This window comes from Arcicella gelida (genome assembly GCF_034931025.1).
Lineage (GTDB): Bacteria > Bacteroidota > Bacteroidia > Cytophagales > Spirosomataceae > Arcicella > Arcicella gelida.
Genome location: NZ_JAYGIL010000014.1, coordinates 67,056 through 87,428 on the forward strand (window position 1 = coordinate 67,056; position 20,373 = coordinate 87,428).

Here is a 20,373-nt window from a genome sequence, read left to right on the forward strand (position 1 = left end):
ATGGCATTATTATCAAACGAATTAGTGAAACTCAACAACCTTCAACTGGCTGGTAGATTAGTCAGTGAAGAACTAATGTTGGGAATTCACCACAGTAAACGCTTTGGCTACGGAATAGAATTTGAACAATACAAACATTATCAAGCTGGCGACGACCCCAAGAGAATCGACTGGAAACTTTATGCAAGAACACAAAAGCATTTAGTCCGTGAATCTTCCACAGAAAGTAATTATCATCTTAGGCTAATCATAGATTTGTCTGGCTCGATGAATTATGTTGAAAACGGTGTCAGTCGTTTACAATACGCTAAAATTTTATTGGCTTCATTGGCTTATTTGGGCTATCGGCAAGGCGATATGATGAGTTTGTACGCTTTGCAAAATGGAGAAGTTCAAACATTAGTGAGTTCTGGAAAACAGTCTTTTCAAAGAATTTTGTATGAACTTGAAAAAGCGGAAGCCAAAGGCAATTGGCAAAATCAGAATCCTAAATTTCCTGTTTTTCAACAAAAACAAAAAGAGGTTGTCATTTTCGTTTCCGACTTCCTACAAATCAATGAAGAATGGTTGAATTTGATAAAAAATCTAGCCAATCCGCATCGTGAAGTAATGGTTTTTCAGGTATTAGGCAAGCAAGAAACAGATTTTGACTTGAAAGGATTTTACCGTTTCAAAGATTTAGAAACTGGCAAAGAAGTAGAATTACAAGCTGAAAGTATCAAAGCAGAAGTAATAAAAAATGCCCAGATTTATCAAAAAAGCTTAATATCTGCTTTGCAGATACCTTTTGTGTATTTACTTCAGACAAATCTGGGCGAGCCTATCGCTAATGTCATCAGTGAATCTTTGAAAAAAAGGAGAGGGTAATATTTTAGGCTATAAGCTATAGACTGTATGCTTTATGCTAAAATACTTTTCTCTGAATTTGAATGATTAATATTGCATTTGCCTAAAGCCTACCGCTTATAGCCTAAAGCTTAAAACAAAAATTAATAAAATGGAATTATTAAATCCTTTGATGCTTTGGGGAATATTGGCGGTTACAGTGCCGATAATCATCCATTTTTGGCATCAAAAAAAAGGAAAAGTAATATATTGGGCAGCCACAAACTGGCTAATCGAAAAGAACCTTCAACAATCCAGAGGTATTCGATTAGATAATATCTTTTTGCTTTTGCTTAGGTGCTTGTTGCTGATTTTACTTTGTTTTTTGCTGAGTAAACCTTTTCTAAATACTTTCGGGAATCATCAAGTAGATAAGAAAATACATTTGGTACAAGCAAAAAGTTTTGTCACTGAAAATTATAAATTTGAACTGCAAGAAGCCTTAAAAAAAGGAGAAAAATGTTATTGGTTTTCGGAGAAATTATTACCAATCACTGATTTACAGCAAATTCCACAAAATGAAAATTTGAATGGTGAATTGCTTCAAAAAAGCTTGAATAAATTAGTAGAAGTAATTGATAAAGAGCAGATTAATATGTACTTCATCAATTCAGCATCTTTACAAACGCTACCGCATATTTTTGTGCCAAATACTTTTGTGCTACATAGTTTAATTGATACCAGCCAACAAGTCAGACCATATTTAGGATTCATCAATAATAAAAGAATACTCATCGGTTCAAATAAACTATTGACTTTAGCACCAGAAAGTATTGAAAAAGGAGCTTCAAAACATTCAGGTTTAATAAAAGTGCTGATTGAAAACCAAGATTCAGGCGAAAAGCAAAGCATCAAAGCTGCACTAGAAGCGTTGGCTCAAACGTATCAACTAGAGTTTGATTTGACTGAAAAAAGTAAATCTGATACTTCTTACGACATTGTTTTTAGTAGTCGCTTTCCAGAAAAGTTACTGTCTGATAACACACTTTATATTTTTTCAAATACAGCCAAGTGGAAATTTTTAGCAGAAAAATCTAATCAAGTACTTATTCCAAATTTGTTGAATCCTCAAGGTTCTGAAATGGTATTTGAAGGACTTTTACCTGAATTTTTGGGCGAAAAAATCATTCAACATTTTGGTTTACAAAATGAATATAAATCTTTAAGTCATCAACAACTCAATTCATTATTTAAAGCACAAAAGTATTTCAAAGCAGTATCAAACGACTGGTTTTCAAAGTCTTTATTATTGTTTTTTGTGTTACTCTTAGCTTTAGAAAGATGGATTGCCATTTATAAAAACTCATGAATCAACTCAAACAAATCATCACGAAAGTCAAATTTCAGCTATATTTTATGGCTGGATTGAGGTGTTTATTGGTGGCTGGTTCGGCATATTTTGCGGTATTGTTTTTACTTCAATCAAGTTCTTTTGCCATCATTGCTTTTGTAATTTCAGCGTTGACGATGGCTTATTTTACAAAACTTTTTCAAGACAAAAGTAAAGAAACCATACAGTTAATTCACCAAAAAATTGAAAATACTGAGTACAGCCTTGAATTATTAACCGTAGAAAATCCCAATTTAGCGGAACAATTACAACTAGAGCGAATTTTTTCCAATGAGCATTTTCAAACTCCTTGGGTTTTTAATAAAAAACTGATTTTATATGTAGCAATTTTCCTTACTTCTTGGCTTTTGTATGCTTTCTTTCCAAATTTTTCAAGTAAAAAAGAAGATAGTTTGCTGCAAGAAAGTAAATCAAAAAGTGCTGACAATAAGAACATTAACGCTCCAGTTTTCACCAAAGCAACGTTGACAATTCAGCCACCAACTTATACAGGATTGAAAGTTGTTGAAAGTCAAAATATGAATGCTTCTGCCATTGCGGGTTCACACTTGAAATGGCAATTGTCTTTTTCAAATAGTGAAAATGTAACCGTAAAATTGATTAATAATCAAGGTGGGGAAATTACTTTCAAGAAAAATAAAGCATTTTTTGAATACAGTGATGAACTTTTAAGTTCGGGTTTATACGCTTTTAAAGCTTATTGGAAAGATTCATTGATTTATCAATCAGACTATTACCGTTTGGAAGCCATTCCAGATTTAGCCCCAAAAATCGAACCTAGTTCTAAGGAATTATACAAATTACACTTTTTGAAAGATGCCAAAAATGTACAGATTTCAGCAAATATTTCGGATGATTTTTTAGTAAATCAAGCTTTTATTGTGGCTACTTTGGCAAGAGGTTCTGGTGAAAATGTGAAGTTTAGAGAAGTAAAAATTCCGATTACCAACAGCAATTTTAAGCAAAGCAATGTGATAAAAAACATTGATTTAAAAGCCTTAAATTTTGCTCCGGGTGATGAGTTATATTACTATTGGGCGGCATTTGATAATAAACGTCCGATTCCGAATTATACTAAATCGGATACTTATTTTATCGTGTATAAAGATACCACACAAGTAGAAGAAAGCGATTTAGCAACGATGGCGATTAATATTATGCCAGAATATTTTAGAAGTCAGCGACAGATTATTATTGATACTGAAAAGCTAATTGCTAAAAGAAAAAAGCTACCAACCAAAGAATTTAACAGTACTTCAAACGAAATTGGCTTCGACCAAAAAGCACTTAGATTACGTTACGGGCAGTATTTAGGAGAAGAATTTGAAAATTCTATCGGTTCAGCCAACGCCTTGCCCAATGAAAATGAAGCTGGAGGTGATTTATTAAAAGGTTTTCGTCATGCTCATGACGAAGGCGAACACGACCACGAAGCTGGCGAAAAACATGATGAACACGAGCATGGAGGAAATAAGCCAGATACCGATAACAAAGACCCTTTGGCAAGTATGTTGGCTGATTATGTACACTCGCATGATGATGGAGAAGCCAATACTTTTTATGAGCAATCGACGAGAAGTTTGTTGAAAATGGCTTTAGAACAAATGTGGCAATCGGAATTGCATTTGCGAATGTATGAGCCTGAAAAAGCCATTCCTTTTGAAAAAAAGGCTTTAGAGTATTTAAAATCGGCTCAACATAAAGCTCGTACTTTTGTGAAAAAGACCAGTTTTGACCCACCACCGATTAAAGAAAAAGAAAAACGTTTAACGGGTGAGTTGACAAAGTTTAATGAGAAATTCACTTTCGAGAAAAACTATTCTCAACAGCAAATTGAAAGCTTAATTTCGGAAGTAATTGGTATTGTAAGTACCAAAGCGGAAAACCAAAAACTGTCAGCGACCAATAAACAAAAAATACTTTTATTGGGTACTTTGATGAGTTCAAAAATCATGAATACAAATTTGAACAGCTGGTCGATTTTGACTGCCTTGCAGAAAATGATGAATGATAAAAATTTATCCGAAGCAGAAAGCATTAGTTTGCAAAACAAACTTTACCAATTACTCAGCAAAACTTTGCCCAATAAAAATAATCCGAAAGGGTTGAATTATACGGGCGAAAAGAAATTAGAAAAAGCTTTTTGGAAGAATATGAGTTCAGGTTCTTTATAAAGAAATATTTTACCGCCTGATTTTATGCTGGTAAAACAGACCAAATAAAATTCATCAATGATATTAAATCTTGTTAACATTAATACTTTCAGTACTTTCGACTGGCTTATTGTGATAGCCTTGTTGGTTTTACTGTGTATCCAAATTTTTGCGTTACAACGAAATAAATCCATCTCTCAACTACGTTTTTGGCTAAAAATTGTATTGAATATTTCTCTTTGGGCTGTTGTCGTTTTGCTCTTTATCAATCCAAGTATTGAAAAAGAATTAGATAGCAATAAAGTACTGTTGGTAAGTGAAAATGTTCCTCAATCAGCTATTCAGAGGGTTAAGGATAGTCTAAAAATCACAGAAGTATTTTCTCAGAAATCTTTTAATAGACAAGTAATTGATAATCGAAAACTGATTAATCAACTTGGTAAGATTTATTTATTGGGAGAAGATGCTTCGCCAGAATTACTCAGTAAAATACAGCAACATGCTATTCATTGGATTCCGTTTTTTCAAGAAGATGAATTACAAGAAATTCATTGGAATGGCATTACTCATCAAGGTGAAATTCAGCAAATTAACGGAAAAATATACTCTTCAGTTTCACAAATACTTCGATTAAAGCTCGCCAATCAGGTTTTGGATAGTATCAAACTTACAAAGGGTTTTAATGCTTTTACATTGAATTTCACCAATTTTTCTATTGGAAAAACTACGATAAATTTAGCACTAGGCGACAAGCCTTTGAAAGAAATCAATTACTTCAGTCTGAAAAATCAGCCACACAATTTCTTATTTATCCTCAGTAATCCCGACTTTGAAAGTAAAACCTTGGCTGATTGGCTCGGAAAAAATGGCAACAAAGTAGAAACAGTTACAACAGTTGCCAAAAATACCCAAAGTACATTTTCGATTAATTCTTCTAAGAAATTTATTCCTGATATAATCATCACTGACCCATCGAATGCAGGCAATGCTTTGGTGAAAAAGGCTTTTTCGGATGGCAAAAGTGTGTTATTTATCAATATAGAAAATCCAGATGTTGACGTGCGAAATATTAATCAAAATTTGGGTACAAAATGGAAAGTAAAACGTATTTCAAACCAAGAAAATCGAGTAATTTCACAAGATTTAACAGCACATTCATATCAATTTGAAGCGACATCTTTTCAGAAAAATATTGCTGAATATCCAATTGCCATTCAAAAGAGATTTGGGAAAGTAGGAGTGAGCCTTTTAAACGAAAGTTTTCCTTTGATCTTGAGTGGCGATAGCATTACTTATTCAAGAATTTGGCAAAGTACGTTTCAAACATTGTATCCATCATCTAACGATAATATTAAGGTTGATGCACCGATTTTTACAGATATTAAAAGCAATATCAACACAAAACAAAGTGCAGAAGAATTGATTTTTGTAGAAAAAGATACCGTTGCTACAATGCAGTCAGGCATAAATCCGCTGTCTGCTGTGGCAAAATATACTTTTAGAAAATCTGGCTGGAATACTTTTCAAGATAGCTTGTCAATCTATGTAGAAGAAGGAAATAATAATTTAGCAAAGTCTAAAATAATTAAACCTTATTTAAGCGAAAGTGGAATCAGTAATGCAGCAAATGCTACTGAAGTATTTTCAACGACCATGCCCGAATGGTTTTGGTATTTACTGATTGTTTTGCTCTTAACAGCTTTATGGCTTGAACCTAAGTTTTAGGTTCAAGCCTACTTTATTTAAAACTTCATTCTTTGAATTCTGACGGCATTCAGTATCGCCAAAAGAGCTACACCGACATCCGCAAAAACGGCTTCCCACATATTTGCCAGTCCGCCAGCACCAAGAATTAACACTAATACTTTTACTCCAAAAGCTAAAGAAATATTTTGCCAGACAATCATTTTGGTAGCTTTAGCAATATGAATTGCGGTAACAATCTTAGAAGGTTGGTCATTTTGAATAACTACATCAGCAGTTTCGATAGCAGCATCTGAACCTAGCCCGCCCATTGCAATACCCACATCTGATAATGCAATTACAGGTGCATCATTAATGCCGTCTCCCACAAAAGCAACTGTAAAATGTTGGTCTTTTAAGCTTTGTAATTGCTGAACTTTATCTTCGGGTAATAATTCAGCAAAGGCATCCGTGATGTTTAAAGTTTTTGCAACTTTTGTCACAACCACTTTTTTATCTCCCGAAAGCATAACAGTTTTAATATTAAGCTTTTGCAAATTGGCAATAGTATCTTTAGCATCAGCTTTTATTTCATCAGCAATTAATATATAACCAACAAATACTTTATTATAGGTTATTGCCACGATGGTTTCCTCGATATTGTCTAATGCAATTGGATATGAAATTTGATACTTTTTCAATAGTTTTAAATTCCCTGCCATTACTTCATCATCAGCTATTTTACCGATTAGACCATGTCCTGAAATTTCCTTAAAATCTTTTAGATTACTTTCAGACAAAGTAGGTTTTACATAATCCACAATCGTTTTAGCAACTGGGTGGCTTGATTTACTTTCTAATAAAGCTACCATTTCTAAAACATTTCTTTGTTCAAGTCCAAAAATTTCTACTCTTTGAACTTTGAAATTTCCTTTAGTAAGCGTACCTGTTTTGTCCATTACCACGGCATTTACTTTGGTCATCACATCCAGAAAATTAGCCCCTTTGAACAAAATCCCATGTTGTGAAGCCGCCCCGATGCCACCAAAATATCCAAGTGGAATAGAAACCACCAAAGCACAAGGACAAGAAATTACCAAGAACACTAATGCACGATAAAGCCAATCTTGAAAAAGGTAATTTTCGACAAAAAAGTAAGGGAGTAAAGTAATCAAAACCGCCAAAGCAAAGACAATTGGCGTATAAATTTTAGCAAATTTTGAAATAAATAATTGTGTTTGTGATTTTCGGGCTGTTGCATTTTGCACCATTTCCAAAATTTTCGAAAGTTTTGTGTCTTTAAAAGTAGTATTAACTTGAATTTCAGAAAGGGTTTCCAAATTAATCATGCCTGCCAGAATAATCTCTCCTTTTTGTTTGTTTTCTGGCATACTTTCGCCCGTTAATGCAGCCGTGTTGTAAGTAGCAAATTCAGTCATTTGGATTCCGTCTAAAGCTACTTTTTCACCTGCTTTTACTTGGATAATCTCTCCAATTGATACTTTTGCTGGATTGGCAATGACAATTTCTCCATCTCTTTTCACCGAAACTTTATCAGGACGAACGTCTAATAAAGCTTTGATTGAGCCTTTGGCACGCTTTACTGCTGCTCCTTGAAACAGCTCGCCGATGGTATAAAATAGCATTACAGCAACGCCTTCTGGATATTCACCAATGCCAAAAGCTCCAACAGTGGCTAAACCCATCAAGAAAAACTCATTAAAAATATCGCCTCTTTTGATACTGTTGAACGCACTTTTAAGAACAGGAAAACCTACTGGTAAATAGGCAATTAAGTAGCCAATAAAACGAAGTTCGGAATTAAAAAATGAAACGTTGAGATTATCCAGTAGAATTCCAAGTAATAACAAAAGTCCAGAAATTATGGCTGGAAAATACTCTTGCCAGTCATAATTTTCATTATGGTTATGTTCAGAATGATTGTGTTCTTCATGATCAACATGTTCATGATGATGTATGGTTGAATGTTGGTCGCACATAATTTTAGATGAAGTATAAGGATTAGGGCAGTAAATTAGAGAAAAAGGAAGTGCAACAGGGAATCAAAAAGGAAAAATAAATTGAGAATCAGGAAATTTTGTAAATATTGACACTCTAAAATATTAAACAAAGGCATTTCTGAGTATTTTTAAAAATATCATTTAACAGCATCGCTTTTGAAAAAATCTTTCCATTTTCGCATTCGTAAAATACACCGTTACTTAGGTTTGGTACTTGGTATTCAATTTTTATTCTGGACGATTGGAGGTTTGTACTTCAGTTGGTCGGATATGGATGAAATACATGGCGACCACCAAAAAGCTCATATTCATCCACTCAGTGCCAATATTACTTTGGCAAATCCACAAACTGTTATTCAACAAATAAAGCAAAAGGATTCTGTCAATTTCATCTTTGATATACAACTCATCCAAATTTTAGGGAAAGCTACTTATCGGATCACTTACTCGCAAGAACATGATAGAGCTAAGAAAATCCAATTAGCAGATGCTGAAACGGGTAAAATTAGACCAGCTTTATCGAAAGAAGAAGCGATAGAAGTAGCAAAAAGAGGTTTTGCAGAAGATGCCAAAGTCAATAAGGTAGAGTATTTAACCTCTACCAACGGACACCATGAATACCGTGAACAAGCTTTACCAGCTTATGCCATTACTTTTGAACATCCGAGCAAAACAACAGTTTACGTTGCCACAGAATTAGGAACAATTCAGAAATTTAGGAATGAAAAATGGAGAATTTTTGATTTTCTATGGATGATGCACACCATGGATTTTGAAAGTAGAGATAATATTTCCAATTACTTGTTGCGTGCTTTTTCGATTTTTGGATTACTTACCATCCTTTCAGGATTTATACTTTTCTGGGTGAGTGCGAAGGCTGTTAACGAACGGAAGAGGAAAAAATCTGTTTAATATTACGAGTATAAATGTTATCAATGAAATAAATAAAGTATTTAAATCGTCTATAAAAAAACATGTACTTTAATCTTACAAAGATGAAAACAAAATCATTACTCATTGCGGTATTTTCACTGCTTACGATATTCATTGGACTATCCTCGTTTATTCGTCAAACTTCCGATGTTCCCCAAGGAAGAACAGAAGAATATGCAATTGTTGATATTATTCAATTAGGGAAAAGAAAAATGATTAGAGTAACCAAAGGTTCAGAACCAAGTACTGAAACAGAATGGAAAAAGTTAGATACGGATACACGTGATGACTATACGCCCGTTATAAAGGTCTTGAATAAACTGAATGAAGAAGGCTATGAATTATTAAATGCTTCGCTTGCTTATACTTCGGTTGGCGGTGGTTCTACCTTGCTTACTGGTGAACCTCGACATACCTTCATGATGGTGAAAAAGTTGAAATGAAATACCTATTTAGAATCTCATCCTTAAACTGTTATTGAGTATTAAGGATGAGATAACAAAACTTTTTAAAGTTCAATATTACTTCAAAGTCTTCTTCAAAAACTCAGAAACATACTTAACCGTTGGTTCAAACCAAGGATTGAATAAGCAGAAAGAATGTGGTGCGTCGGCAAAAGTATGTAATTCTGAATAAATTTTATATTGATCCAAAACCTTTCTAAAATCATCTCTTCCAGCGTGCATTCTGTCCACCGAACTATTTAAAAATAAAATCGGAGGCGTTTTTGCTCCAACATGGTACAATGGCGAAGCTTCATCCCAAAGTTGTGGATTGTCTTTTTTAGGAATTCCAAACCAATAAGTAGCCGCCGAAGTACTTCTGCTATCATCGCCTTCACCAGATTCTGGATGTACGAAAGAAAGCGTTCCATCAATATCTACCACAGCTTGTACTTTTGAAGAGTAATTCAAATTGCCATTTGTATCCTCAAAGCTTGGATTTTCAGCCGTTACGCCCATAAAAGCTGATAATTCTCCGCCCGCAGAAAAACCTAAAGTAGCAATTTTATCAGGGTCAATGTTATAAGTTTTTGCATTGGCTCGCATCCAACGCAATGCCGATTTCAAATCATAAACGGCTGCTGGATACAAGGCTTCTGTCGATAAACGATACTCTGGCGTAAAACAAACAAAACCTAATTCAGCCAATCTTCTGGCTAATTGATAATGTTGCGTTCTATTGCCTGTTCGCCAGCCGCCGCCGTGAATAATCATCACCGCAGGCAAAGGTTTTTGAGATGTTTTTGTCGGACTAAAAACATCTAATAATAAAGTTCTATTTCCGATTTTCCCATAAGGAATCTCATACTTTTCTGAAACTGTTGCTAAGATTTTTTCTGGAACAATCGTCGTTACTGGGTGCGATTTTTTGCTGTTTAAATACGCTGTATAATTATTGTAAGAAGTATCTACTTTTCCTGTAATGCCCAAATGTGAGACTTGATTCCAGAAAGTATTGAAAGCGGGATTCGGTTTTCCTGAAAAGATATTCTCTACAGTATAATTATTTGCTTCTGCTTCAGAAAGCTGATGTGACCATTTTACTCTTGATGAAGTTTTTGCCCCTTCGCCCGTATTTTTGTATTCTGCATAATAGGCTGTTTTTTCATTCTCTGCTTTTCCCCAAGCATCCCAACCTTCTGGTAAAATATGTTTTCCGATTTCACAATTGATGAAAACTGTTTTGGCAAAACTTCTCCACGGGCGACCTAAATATACTTTATTCACATCCGATGAAGCAGTCAATTTACAATTTTTGAAAACATAACCATAATTCACCCATTTTGGTGTTGAAGCCGCTGTTACATAACCGTTGGCTTTGCTGTGGATGATACAATTTTCAAAAAGTATTGTTGCTGGACCAAAAATAAAATCGACCGTTCCTTCAATATAGCAATCTACAAAATGCTGACGAGCATTATCTCCCGCAGCAAAAATGGTATCTTGATTCCCCAAGAAACGGCATTTACGAATCACACAGCGGTCGCCTTCAATGTGAAGTGCAACGGCTTGCCCAACTCTTCCAGCCGTATTTTCGATGATTAGATTTTCTAAAGTAATGTCATTTCCCAAAACTCTTAGCGTATAAGAATCAAAGGTTTCCATTTTTCCTTTGCCAGAAAAATCATCGTAAGAAATAACCGTACTGTCTTCGCCAATGATGGCGATATTACTCAGTGTACTCGGAATCGTTACTTTTTCTTTATAAATCCCTTTTTTGATACGAATCGTAATTTGATTGGGCAAATAAACCCTAACAGCATCAATAGCATCTTGAATATATCTGAAATCGCCTGAACCGTCTTTTGCTACCACCAAATCATGCTGAATTTTGAGGGCTTGACTATTACTTAGGAAAGATGTCAGGAGTAATACAATGATGAAAAAATACTTTTGTTTTGTTTTCATAGAATTTTGTAAACCTATAAGGATTTGTAAATCCTTATAGGTTTAATTAAAATAGTTCTTTGTACTTAAAGGCAAATACACTATAAAATCTAATGCCTTGCCTGCGGAATTTTACAAACCGTAAACAAAGCATTAGATTCTTTTGGAAAAAGAAATCACTAAATCACAATTCACTCATTCACCATTATCTTACCATCCCGGATTTTGTGGGAATTCAGATTTATTGGTAATTACATCAAGATGAGATTGAGGAATTGGTCTTAATACTTGAAAATCCTTGATGTTACTTTTAGCATTGGGATTGTACGCTTTTACATATTCCACCAATTTACCTGTTCTTTTCAAATCAAACCAACGCAATAATTCTCCTCCTAATTCTCTGGCACGTTCTTCCAAGACAAAATCAATATTCATTTGGCTCACCGTTACTTGCATATCAGCTGCACGACCAGCTTTGGCACGGTTCGTTCTCAATAAATTCATGTATTTTACCGCTTCGGCTGCGTTGCCCGCTTTCATTTCTCCCTCAGCAGCAATCAAATACATTTCAGCAATTCTTGTTACGAAAGCATCTCTTTTACTTCTAAATTCAAAAATTGCCGTTCTATCTGTTGTGCTGTTGTGCTTGTGCATTTCGATGAAATTACGGAAATCTACTAAAGATTGATCAGGATTATACAAATCATTGATGTCTTTCACTTCATATTTCAAGGATTTACTTGCTTTGAAGCTTGAAGACAATGCTTTATGACTCCAATAAACAGCCGTATCGCCCTGAATCATATTGGTATAAACCCCAATTTTACCACCATTTGCTTTCCATACTTCTTTGAAAGTACCATCGTAACGTTGGTCAATATCGCTATTGAAAAGCTCTAAATATCTTCTGGTACAAGCATAACGTTGGAAACCAATACTGTTGGGAATATCCAAAATCATTCCTGCATGAAAATCATAGCGTGGCGTAAACATCAAGTGTAATTGATTTCCACCTTCTGGACGGAAAGCGTTGGCAGTTGAGTTTCCATCAAATTCCAAATCAGCAGGATTCAATAAATTATCTGCCGAATAATTCACATAAAAAATCACTTCTGAATTCGTCGAACCTTCGCTATTATTGATGTCCCAAAGTGCTGTATAATCGCTGTACAACTTGAAATTATAATCATTGATTACTTTTTTCGCCAAAGCGGCTGCTTCTGCATTTTGTCCACGAGTTAGCAACATTCTTGCTTTAAATGCCTCGGCTGCTGGTTTGGTTACTCTTCCTCCTTCGTGGTTTACTCTTCCTGCAAGATTAGAAATTGCCAAATCTAAATCAGCAAAAATTACTTTGTAAAACTCATCAACAGAGCTTTTTGTAGAAGTAGTTTGTACGCCAATTGTTGGTTTTGTCGATAAATGTACGCCACCCCAAGTTTCTACAATGAGCCAATTGTACATCGCTCTAAGGTAATATACTTCGCCCAAACGCAGTTTTTTAGTCGCTTCTGGCAAAGGAGATTTTGGAATTTCTTCAATTGCTGTATTACAATAATTGATTGCCGCATACAATCTACTCCAATATACTTGTATAATTGGACTTTGACTGTTGAAGTTGGCACTCATATCCGCAATTTCTGGATGGTGACAGTCGCCACCTTTCAAGAAAAGGTCGGTGGCTAATTCCGTCATCGTTGCACCGCCTTCTTTGCCGTACCAAAAACGTAATGGAGTATAAGTGCTATTTACTAAAGATTCTATCCCCGTGGTTGTAGCGTAAAAAGTTTCGCCTGTTAATCCACTTTTGTTTGTTTCATCTAAAAAATCTGAACATGACGACAGCCCGAAAGCAAAAACGCCTATCATGAATGTGAATATCTTTTTCATAATTCTATATTTTAAAAAATCGAGAAATTAAAAATTAACATTTAAACCGAAAATCAATTGCTTCGTCATTGGGAAAGCTAAACTTCCGCCACGTTCTGGGTCGTAAGGTGCTAACTTGCTGAATGTAAAGTAGTTTCTCATGGTTGTGTAAACTCTAATTTTCGAAATGCCCCATTTGCTACTGATTTTTGAAGGAATTTCGTAGCCTAAAGAAATATTTTTGATTTTCAAGAATGAACCATCCACATAATAAAGCGTACTCATGAAGCTACTATTTTGGTTTTTGTTCATGTCTGGACGAGGGTGATTGTTCGTTGGATTTTCTGGTGTCCAATAATCTACTTTTGGTCCATTTTCTCTACCATCAATTTTATAATTTCCGCTGGCCTCACTTCTAATCATTTGTCCTTCACGAGCAAAGAAGAAAACTGAAAGGTCGAAATTCTTGTAGCTAAAGTTATTATTTACGCCAAGATTAAAGTTTGGTCGAGGTGTTCCTACAACCATTCTATCGGCATCTGGTGTAATTTTTCCGTCATTATTTACATCTTGTACTCTGATGTCGCCCGGTACTTGTCCGTATTTTGCGGCTTCAGATTCTTGTCCCAATTGCCAAATACCAATTTTTTTATAATCGTAAAATACTTGTGTCGGCTGACCAACAATCCAACCATTTCCTAAATCTCTTTCAGCACCGCCAGTTAATGCTACGATTTCTTCTTTGTTAGTTGAGAAAGTAAAATCTGTTGACCATTTTAAACCTTGTGGAGATTTGCTGACAAGATTCAAGGTTGAAATTTCGATTTCTAAACCTTTATTAGCTGTTTTTCCAACGTTTTCATAAACACTTGTATAACCAGAAGTATTCGGTAAAACACGTTGCATCAACAAATCGCTAGTGTTACTTTGGTAATAATTAATCGCTCCGCTAATTCTATTATTCAAGATTCCAAAATCAAGTCCGACGTTAGTCGTTGCTGTCGTTTCCCAAGAAAGATTCGGGTTTGAAATGCTTTTAGGATAATAACCAAAAGCTGCCGTTTCGCCGAAAGAATAGGTTACTTTGCCTAAACCGCCCAAAGTTTGATAAGGCGAAATCGCTGAGTTTCCAGAAATACCATAACTCGCTCTCAATTTTAAATCAGTAAACAAAGAAGTATTTTTCATGAATGATTCTTCTGAAATTCTCCAACCCAAAGCTACCGAAGGGAAGTATCCCCATTTATGTCCTGCCGCTAAAACCGAAGAACCATCTGCTCTTAAACTCGCACTTAACAAATATTTACTGTTATATTGATAGTTAACTCTGCCGAAGAAAGACTCTAAAGTACTTTCAACCAAACCACTTTTTATTGCTACTTGAGCTGAGTTTGAACCTAAATCATAGAAAGTAGTCGTCTCTGAAACTTGGTTAAAACCTGTTCCTGAAAAAGATTCCGTCGAACGACTCAAAAAGCTATTTCCTAACAAGAAATTGAAATCATGCTTGCCTAATGTTTTTAGATAAGTAAGCGTATTTTCCCAAGTATAATTTAAAGTATTGGCACTTTCGATACCCGATTGAGAGATATTCCCAGCTCTAGTAATGGTTTGTGCACCATAATAATATCCTCGGCGACTATTCTGAATATCCAAACCAAAAGCCGTTTTGAAAGTTAGGTTTTTGATGATTTCCCAATCCAAATACGAAGTATTGAAAATTCTTTTTTCCAATAAATTATTGGTATAAACACCCGGTACTTCATCCGCCAAAGGCGTAATATTAAAGCTTTGACCCGCTACTGGATAAATAATAATATTTCCATCGGCATCATAAGGAGTACCATAAGGATTGATTTTATTTGCCTGATTCAAAGGGTCTTGACGAACGTCGTTATCTCGATAAGTATAGAAAATCTTTGAACCAATTTTTACATTTTGAAACAATTGATGATTTACGCCAACACTTCCGTTGTAACGAGTCAATTGGTCATTTTTAAACAAACCTTTTTCGCCATAAGCACCAAATGAAATATTAAAAGTAGTTTTTTCAGAACCGCCACTTAATGAAATTTCATGGTTTTGGATTGAACCTTTTTTCAGAATTTCACCTCTCCAATCTACAAATTTGCGGTTTTTGATAGCATCTAATTCTTCTGGATTAAAAATAGCTGTTTCGTCTGTGATGCCTCTTGTGCGGAAAGCTTCTCTTTTAAAAGCTGCATATTCTTCTCCGTTTTGAATCGCTCCTAAACCAGCGTTATCTTGCACACCATAATATGAACTGAATGAAATTCTGGTTTTGCCAGATGCTCCGCTGTTAGTTGTAATCAAAATAACACCGTTTGCACCACGAGTACCATAAATGGCAGTTGAAGAAGCATCTTTCAAAACTACCATCGTTTTAATATCCGATGGATTTATTTCCAAAGCCGACGCACTATAAGGCACGCCATCCACCAAAATCAAGGGGGAATTTGAAGCACTCAACGAACGATTTCCACGTAAAGTAAAGCTTAGACTTGAACCAGCCTGTCCGTCGTTTCTCGTCAAATCCAACCCTGCAATTTTACCTTGTAAAGATTCCAACGCATTACTGGTAGGAGTAGCGACAATATCAGCAGATTTTAAGACCGAAACCGAACCTGTCAAATCTTTCTTTTGTACCGTTCCATAACCTACTACAACGACTTCATTCAAGGTTTTGTCATCAACTTGTAATGAAATATTGATTGTTTTTTGATTGCCGACCAATACTTCTTTGTTAGTATAACCTACAAAACTGAAAACCAAAATGGCTTTTTCATCTGGCACTGCAATTTTAAAGTTTCCATTAGCATCAGAATTTACCCCTCGGTTTGTTCCTTTTAATACAATATTTACTCCTGGCAAACCTTGTCCTTTTTCGTCTATTACTTTCCCCGAAACGGTTTGTTCTAACACCATTTCATTTTCTGGAACAACGTTTGAATGTGTTTCTGATTGGGAAATATTGGCAGTATTACTCTCTATATTTTTCTGATTTTGATTATTTTCGGAAGAGAGCGTCCCCAAATCACCTCTTCCTTTTTCTTTTTTTCCTTCCATCACCAAATAAGAAGTTTTGTTTACCTTTTTATAAGTAAGTCCAAAAGGAGAAAGTAAGCGGTCAAGATTTTTTTCGATACTTGTATTAGCCTGAATCGTATTGTTTTGAACCATGTAACGTTCTACGGTTTTGAGTTCAAACATGATTTCTACTTTATATTGATTTTTTAGTTCAGATAAAGCATCTTTCAATTTTTTACTTGATGAAGGCGTTCTTTCTGCCTGAGAATTTTGAGGCATTTGTTGCACCATTGCCAAAGCTTGAGAAAGCCCGATTTGCTTCCCAAGAAGCATGAGAGTGACCATAAGCCCCAATTGTGAGGCCTTTTGTAATCGTTTTTTCATAATAAATGGAGGAGATGTTTTTAGGAAATGTTTTTAATATTCCGACAATTGTACATGAGTACCTTGGCGGACTACATTAATGTTTAATAATTCTGAGATTGATTTTAAAAGTTCATCCACATTTTCTGCCCTGAACGAGCCCATCAGCACTCTTTTTGAAAGTTCTGAACCTTTGATTTCTACTTGCAACCCATAATTTTCTTCTAATAAATAGGCGACTTCCTCTAAGGTTGTTTCTTCAAAAACAAAGCGTTGATCTTCCCATGCCGAATAAGCTTGCGGTTCGGCAGTTTCTTTGATTTGTACATGATTGTGGCGGTCGAGTGTTAGCAATTCACCCGGTTTCATCATTACATTTTTACTTTGTTTTCCTTCTTGATAACGTAGTTGTACTTTACCTTTATTCAAAATCACTTTTGAGCCTCTCTTTCTGGCATAAACAGTAAATTCTGTTCCTAAAACAACTACTTCAAAATTGTTTGCAGATTTTACGATAAATTTCTGATTATCAACAGTATGTTTTACAGAAAAATTGGCTTCTCCGCTTAAAAATACTTCTCTGTTAGTTTGGCCAAAACCCCAACGAAGTAAACGAAGCGATGAATTTGAATTAAGCGTTACTTTACTTCCATCTGGCAACACCAAGGATTGTGTTTCGCCAAAAGTTGTTTGGTAATTTTGGTAAATGATTTTATCTTGAAAAATAAAGGTCGTTAAACCTATTAGCAATACAATTGAGGCGGCAATTAGCCAATTCATTCTTCGGCGATTATTATTTTCAGATAATGGTTCAATTACTTCTTCTTCGGGTAATTCGTCATGAGGATTTCCTTTGATAAAGGCATTGAAATTATCTAAAGCCTCTTGGCTTTCGGCTAAATATTGAGGATGTTTTTTCTCCCATTCTTCAAGCCATTGGTAATATAATTCTTCATTGGCTTCATCTTTCAACCATTCTTCAATGAGGTTACGTTGCAAAGGTGAAGTCTTCCGAGCAAAATGGTCAAATATTAATTCGTATGTTATTGCTAATTTCATTGTGTCTAAAGTCTTTTAATAGAATCGGATAATAGTTGAGGAAAAGGTTTTGGTCTATATAATTAAGACACATTTTTTTGAAAAAACCCTTAGTAAGTTAAGAGTTATGAATTGTGAGTGATGAATTTTCAATTTAACTATCGGTATGCCTTAGCTCAAATCACACAATTGCATAGTTTATTTCACTGATACTCTTAATATTTACTGGGTTATTGTTGAAGCCTTAATTTTTAATCAACAAATAAATAATCCCAATCAACCAATGTTCCTTCAAACCTTTTCTAATAATTCCTAGTGCTTTTCCGATATGTACTTCAACTGTTTTGATCGAAATATTCAATTCGTTGGCGACTTCCTGATATTTTTTCCCTTCAAAACGATTTAATAAAAATGCCTTTCTACATTGCGGTGAAAGCGATTCTACCAATTCTTCTACCTGATGAAATACTTCTTCAAATTGCGTGATACTGTCGGGTCTTTGTCCAGAAGAAGATTCAAAATTGATGGCTGAATCCAATTCATCTAATTGCTTAAATTCCGACCGAATATGATTATAAGCTTCATTACGAACACATCTAAACAAGAAAAAACGATAGGAAGAAGTGACTGTCAGATAAGCTTTCGTTTTCCAAAACCTACAAAAAACTTCACTCACAATATCTTCTGCAAGCTCTTTTGAATACACAAAACGTACAGCATGGCTACAAAGAATTTTATGATAACGCCTAAAAAGCATTTCACAGCCTTTTTGTGGCGATTCCTCAAAAGCTTTACGAATAAAAAGCTCAGAATCACTGAAAGCAGTTTTTTCTTCGAGTAGCGTTTCTTGTTCTTCCACCAATGCCTTAATTTCAGGAATGGCGGAATCACTTAACTCGTCAATGGATTCATGCGTTTTCAGCGTATTCATAAGCTATGATTTTAACAATAAATTCTTTGAATTATTCTATAGTATATAAAGGTAAGACACAATCTATCAAAAAGCCCCTTAGTAGATGTAGGATTTTTTTGATTTTTTTTTAGAAATTAGACTTTAGACTCAAGAAGCAAGACAATAGACTTTGGATTCAAGACTGGAGGACTTTAGGACTGGAGGATGTTTTAAAAGAAAGATTAAGCATCTATGCCACAGATTTGTGGGGAGTGTTGGAATCGAGGTGAAGATGCAACTTGAGGTTTCTGATGAAAAATATAAGTATAGAACTATTTTTAGAGTCTATTTTTCGTTTTTAAAATCTGAGTAGTGATTAGCAGTTCAAATTCATGATTAGCCTACAAAAGATTCAATATGAACTCAATATGTTTATTAAGCATATTTTTTGTTGGCAATCCCTTGCGGTTGCCGTTTCGAATAAGGCAAGGGATTGCCAACAAATTTCTTTTAAAAGGAAATTCAATCTTTTAAATAAGTTATTTTTAAACTTACATTTTGATTATCAATATTTTACTCTTGATTCTGTCCTCATACTTATATCTTCAAAAAGATTTTCTTCTTGTAAAATATGTACAATAAAATAAGCTGAGTAAGCGTAACTGAGCAAGTCGTAAAAACAGGTTGCCAAAGTACAGGAGTATGCGAAATAAGTCCACCAAAGAAAAAATTAGCGGTATATCCAAAGTTTACAATTCCCTCAGAAGCCATGTAAATCAGAATGGAATTTGCACCAATCCAAACAAATGGCAATGCCCATTTTTGAAATTTCCACAAGTCTATCACTAAATGAAATAAAGCAAAAAACAGAATACTGCATCCACCGACAAAGCAAACAAATGAACTAGACCAAAGGCGTTTATTGATGGGAAATGAAATATCCCAAAGTAAACCCAATCCAATAAGTACAAAGCCTGCGATGGTCATCAAGAGTACTTTTTTGTAGGCAGAAAATGTTGACTCTGCTTTTAAAAAAGTAGCTGTAAATACGCCCAACATTGCCGTACCGATGGCTGGAATGGTTGATAAAATTCCTTCGGGGTCATGAACGATGCTGTGTAATCTACCCGGTAATAAAATGCGGTCGATATAAGATTCAAGCGACCCTTCTTTGGTCAATACGCCCGCCCCAAAGCCGGGAACTGGAACATATTTCATAATAAGCCAGTAGCCAACCAGAATAAACGCAAAGCAAAAAATCTGTTTCTGAGTATTAAAATTTAAGTAAATAATTCCTGCAAAAAACCAAGCTAAACCGATTCTGCCCAAAACACTGGCGATACGTGTTTGTTCATAACCATTCCATTTGAAAAGTCCGTTTACTACTACTCCAAGAAAAATTAAAATTACTGTTCGTTTTACCATTGCCAAGTACAATGGTTTTTTAATAGCATTAGGCAATTCGTTGGGACTATTTACTGCTGTTTCTGTTACTTTCTTTTGCATTGAAAAAGGCATAGAAACTCCAGCAATGAAAAGAAAAAGTGGAAAAATCATATCATAAAAAGTAACACCATTCCAAGCTGTATGATGTAATTGTTCAGACATCCACTCAAGTAAAGGAATATGGGTTGCTTCTGCCAAAGCGTGAATAATGTGTTCGCCACTCATTATCCAAAACATATCGAAGCCACGCAGGGCATCTAAGGAGACAAGTCTTTTGGGGAGCATAATTATTTAAGTTTTG

13 protein-coding genes are annotated in these 20,373 nt (G+C 34.9%); 6 read left to right on the forward strand and 7 right to left on the reverse strand.

Annotated elements, in window-relative coordinates; translation table 11 throughout:
- The 4 genes from VB776_RS12890 (at position 1) to VB776_RS12905 (ending at position 6,114) form a co-directional block, all read left to right on the forward strand.
- Positions 1-867 (forward strand): DUF58 domain-containing protein, encoded by an 867-nt coding sequence (locus tag VB776_RS12890; RefSeq protein WP_323330276.1) that lies wholly within the window; start codon positions 1-3, stop codon positions 865-867.
- Positions 868-997: 130 nt separating this feature from the next.
- A complete protein-coding gene (locus VB776_RS12895) occupies positions 998-2,194 on the forward strand; it encodes a BatA domain-containing protein (protein WP_323330279.1) in 1,197 nt (398 codons plus the stop codon).
- On the forward strand, positions 2,191-4,410 hold the full coding sequence (locus VB776_RS12900) for a hypothetical protein (RefSeq protein WP_323330281.1): 2,220 nt from the start codon (positions 2,191-2,193) through the stop codon (positions 4,408-4,410). The genes VB776_RS12895 and VB776_RS12900 overlap by 4 nt, the downstream gene beginning before the upstream one ends.
- Positions 4,411-4,467: 57 nt before the next feature.
- The gene (locus tag VB776_RS12905; RefSeq protein WP_323330283.1) at positions 4,468-6,114 is read left to right on the forward strand and encodes a hypothetical protein; all 1,647 of its coding nucleotides are present in this window, start codon (positions 4,468-4,470) and stop codon (positions 6,112-6,114) included.
- A 17-nt stretch (positions 6,115-6,131) separates the two neighbouring features.
- Here VB776_RS12905 and VB776_RS12910 read toward each other — a convergent pair whose 3' ends face one another.
- Positions 6,132-8,072: a heavy metal translocating P-type ATPase gene (locus tag VB776_RS12910; protein ID WP_323330285.1), complete on the reverse strand. Its 1,941-nt coding sequence runs from the start codon at positions 8,070-8,072 to the stop codon at positions 6,132-6,134.
- Between the two features lie 177 nt (positions 8,073-8,249).
- Here VB776_RS12910 and VB776_RS12915 point away from each other — a divergent pair, with 177 nt between their 5' ends.
- Together VB776_RS12915 and VB776_RS12920 are read left to right on the forward strand one after the other, a co-directional pair.
- Positions 8,250-9,005: a hypothetical protein gene (locus VB776_RS12915; protein WP_323330287.1), complete on the forward strand. Its 756-nt coding sequence runs from the start codon at positions 8,250-8,252 to the stop codon at positions 9,003-9,005.
- 83 nt (positions 9,006-9,088) lie between these two features.
- Complete coding sequence (locus VB776_RS12920; protein WP_323330289.1) at positions 9,089-9,469, forward strand: hypothetical protein; 381 nt, start codon at positions 9,089-9,091, stop codon at positions 9,467-9,469.
- A 78-nt stretch (positions 9,470-9,547) separates the two neighbouring features.
- On the opposite strand, the gene VB776_RS12925 is transcribed toward VB776_RS12920, so the two are convergent.
- The 6 genes from VB776_RS12925 to VB776_RS12950 all read right to left on the reverse strand — a co-directional run bounded on the left by VB776_RS12925 (position 9,548) and on the right by VB776_RS12950 (position 20,357).
- A complete protein-coding gene (locus VB776_RS12925) occupies positions 9,548-11,437 on the reverse strand; it encodes a pectinesterase family protein (RefSeq protein ID WP_323330291.1) in 1,890 nt (629 codons plus the stop codon).
- A gap of 189 nt (positions 11,438-11,626) precedes the next feature.
- Positions 11,627-13,306, reverse strand: coding sequence for a RagB/SusD family nutrient uptake outer membrane protein (locus VB776_RS12930; RefSeq protein WP_323330293.1), 1,680 nt, complete (start codon positions 13,304-13,306; stop codon positions 11,627-11,629).
- Between the two features lie 27 nt (positions 13,307-13,333).
- Positions 13,334-16,717 (reverse strand): SusC/RagA family TonB-linked outer membrane protein, encoded by a 3,384-nt coding sequence (locus tag VB776_RS12935; protein ID WP_323330295.1) that lies wholly within the window; start codon positions 16,715-16,717, stop codon positions 13,334-13,336.
- Between the two features lie 33 nt (positions 16,718-16,750).
- Positions 16,751-17,755: a FecR family protein gene (locus tag VB776_RS12940; protein ID WP_323330297.1), complete on the reverse strand. Its 1,005-nt coding sequence runs from the start codon at positions 17,753-17,755 to the stop codon at positions 16,751-16,753.
- 223 nt (positions 17,756-17,978) lie between these two features.
- Positions 17,979-18,665: an RNA polymerase sigma-70 factor gene (locus VB776_RS12945; protein WP_323330299.1), complete on the reverse strand. Its 687-nt coding sequence runs from the start codon at positions 18,663-18,665 to the stop codon at positions 17,979-17,981.
- A gap of 558 nt (positions 18,666-19,223) precedes the next feature.
- Positions 19,224-20,357, reverse strand: a complete 1,134-nt coding sequence (locus VB776_RS12950; protein WP_323330301.1) for an acyltransferase family protein — start codon at positions 20,355-20,357, stop codon at positions 19,224-19,226.
- Positions 20,358-20,373: the final 16 nt, after the last annotated feature.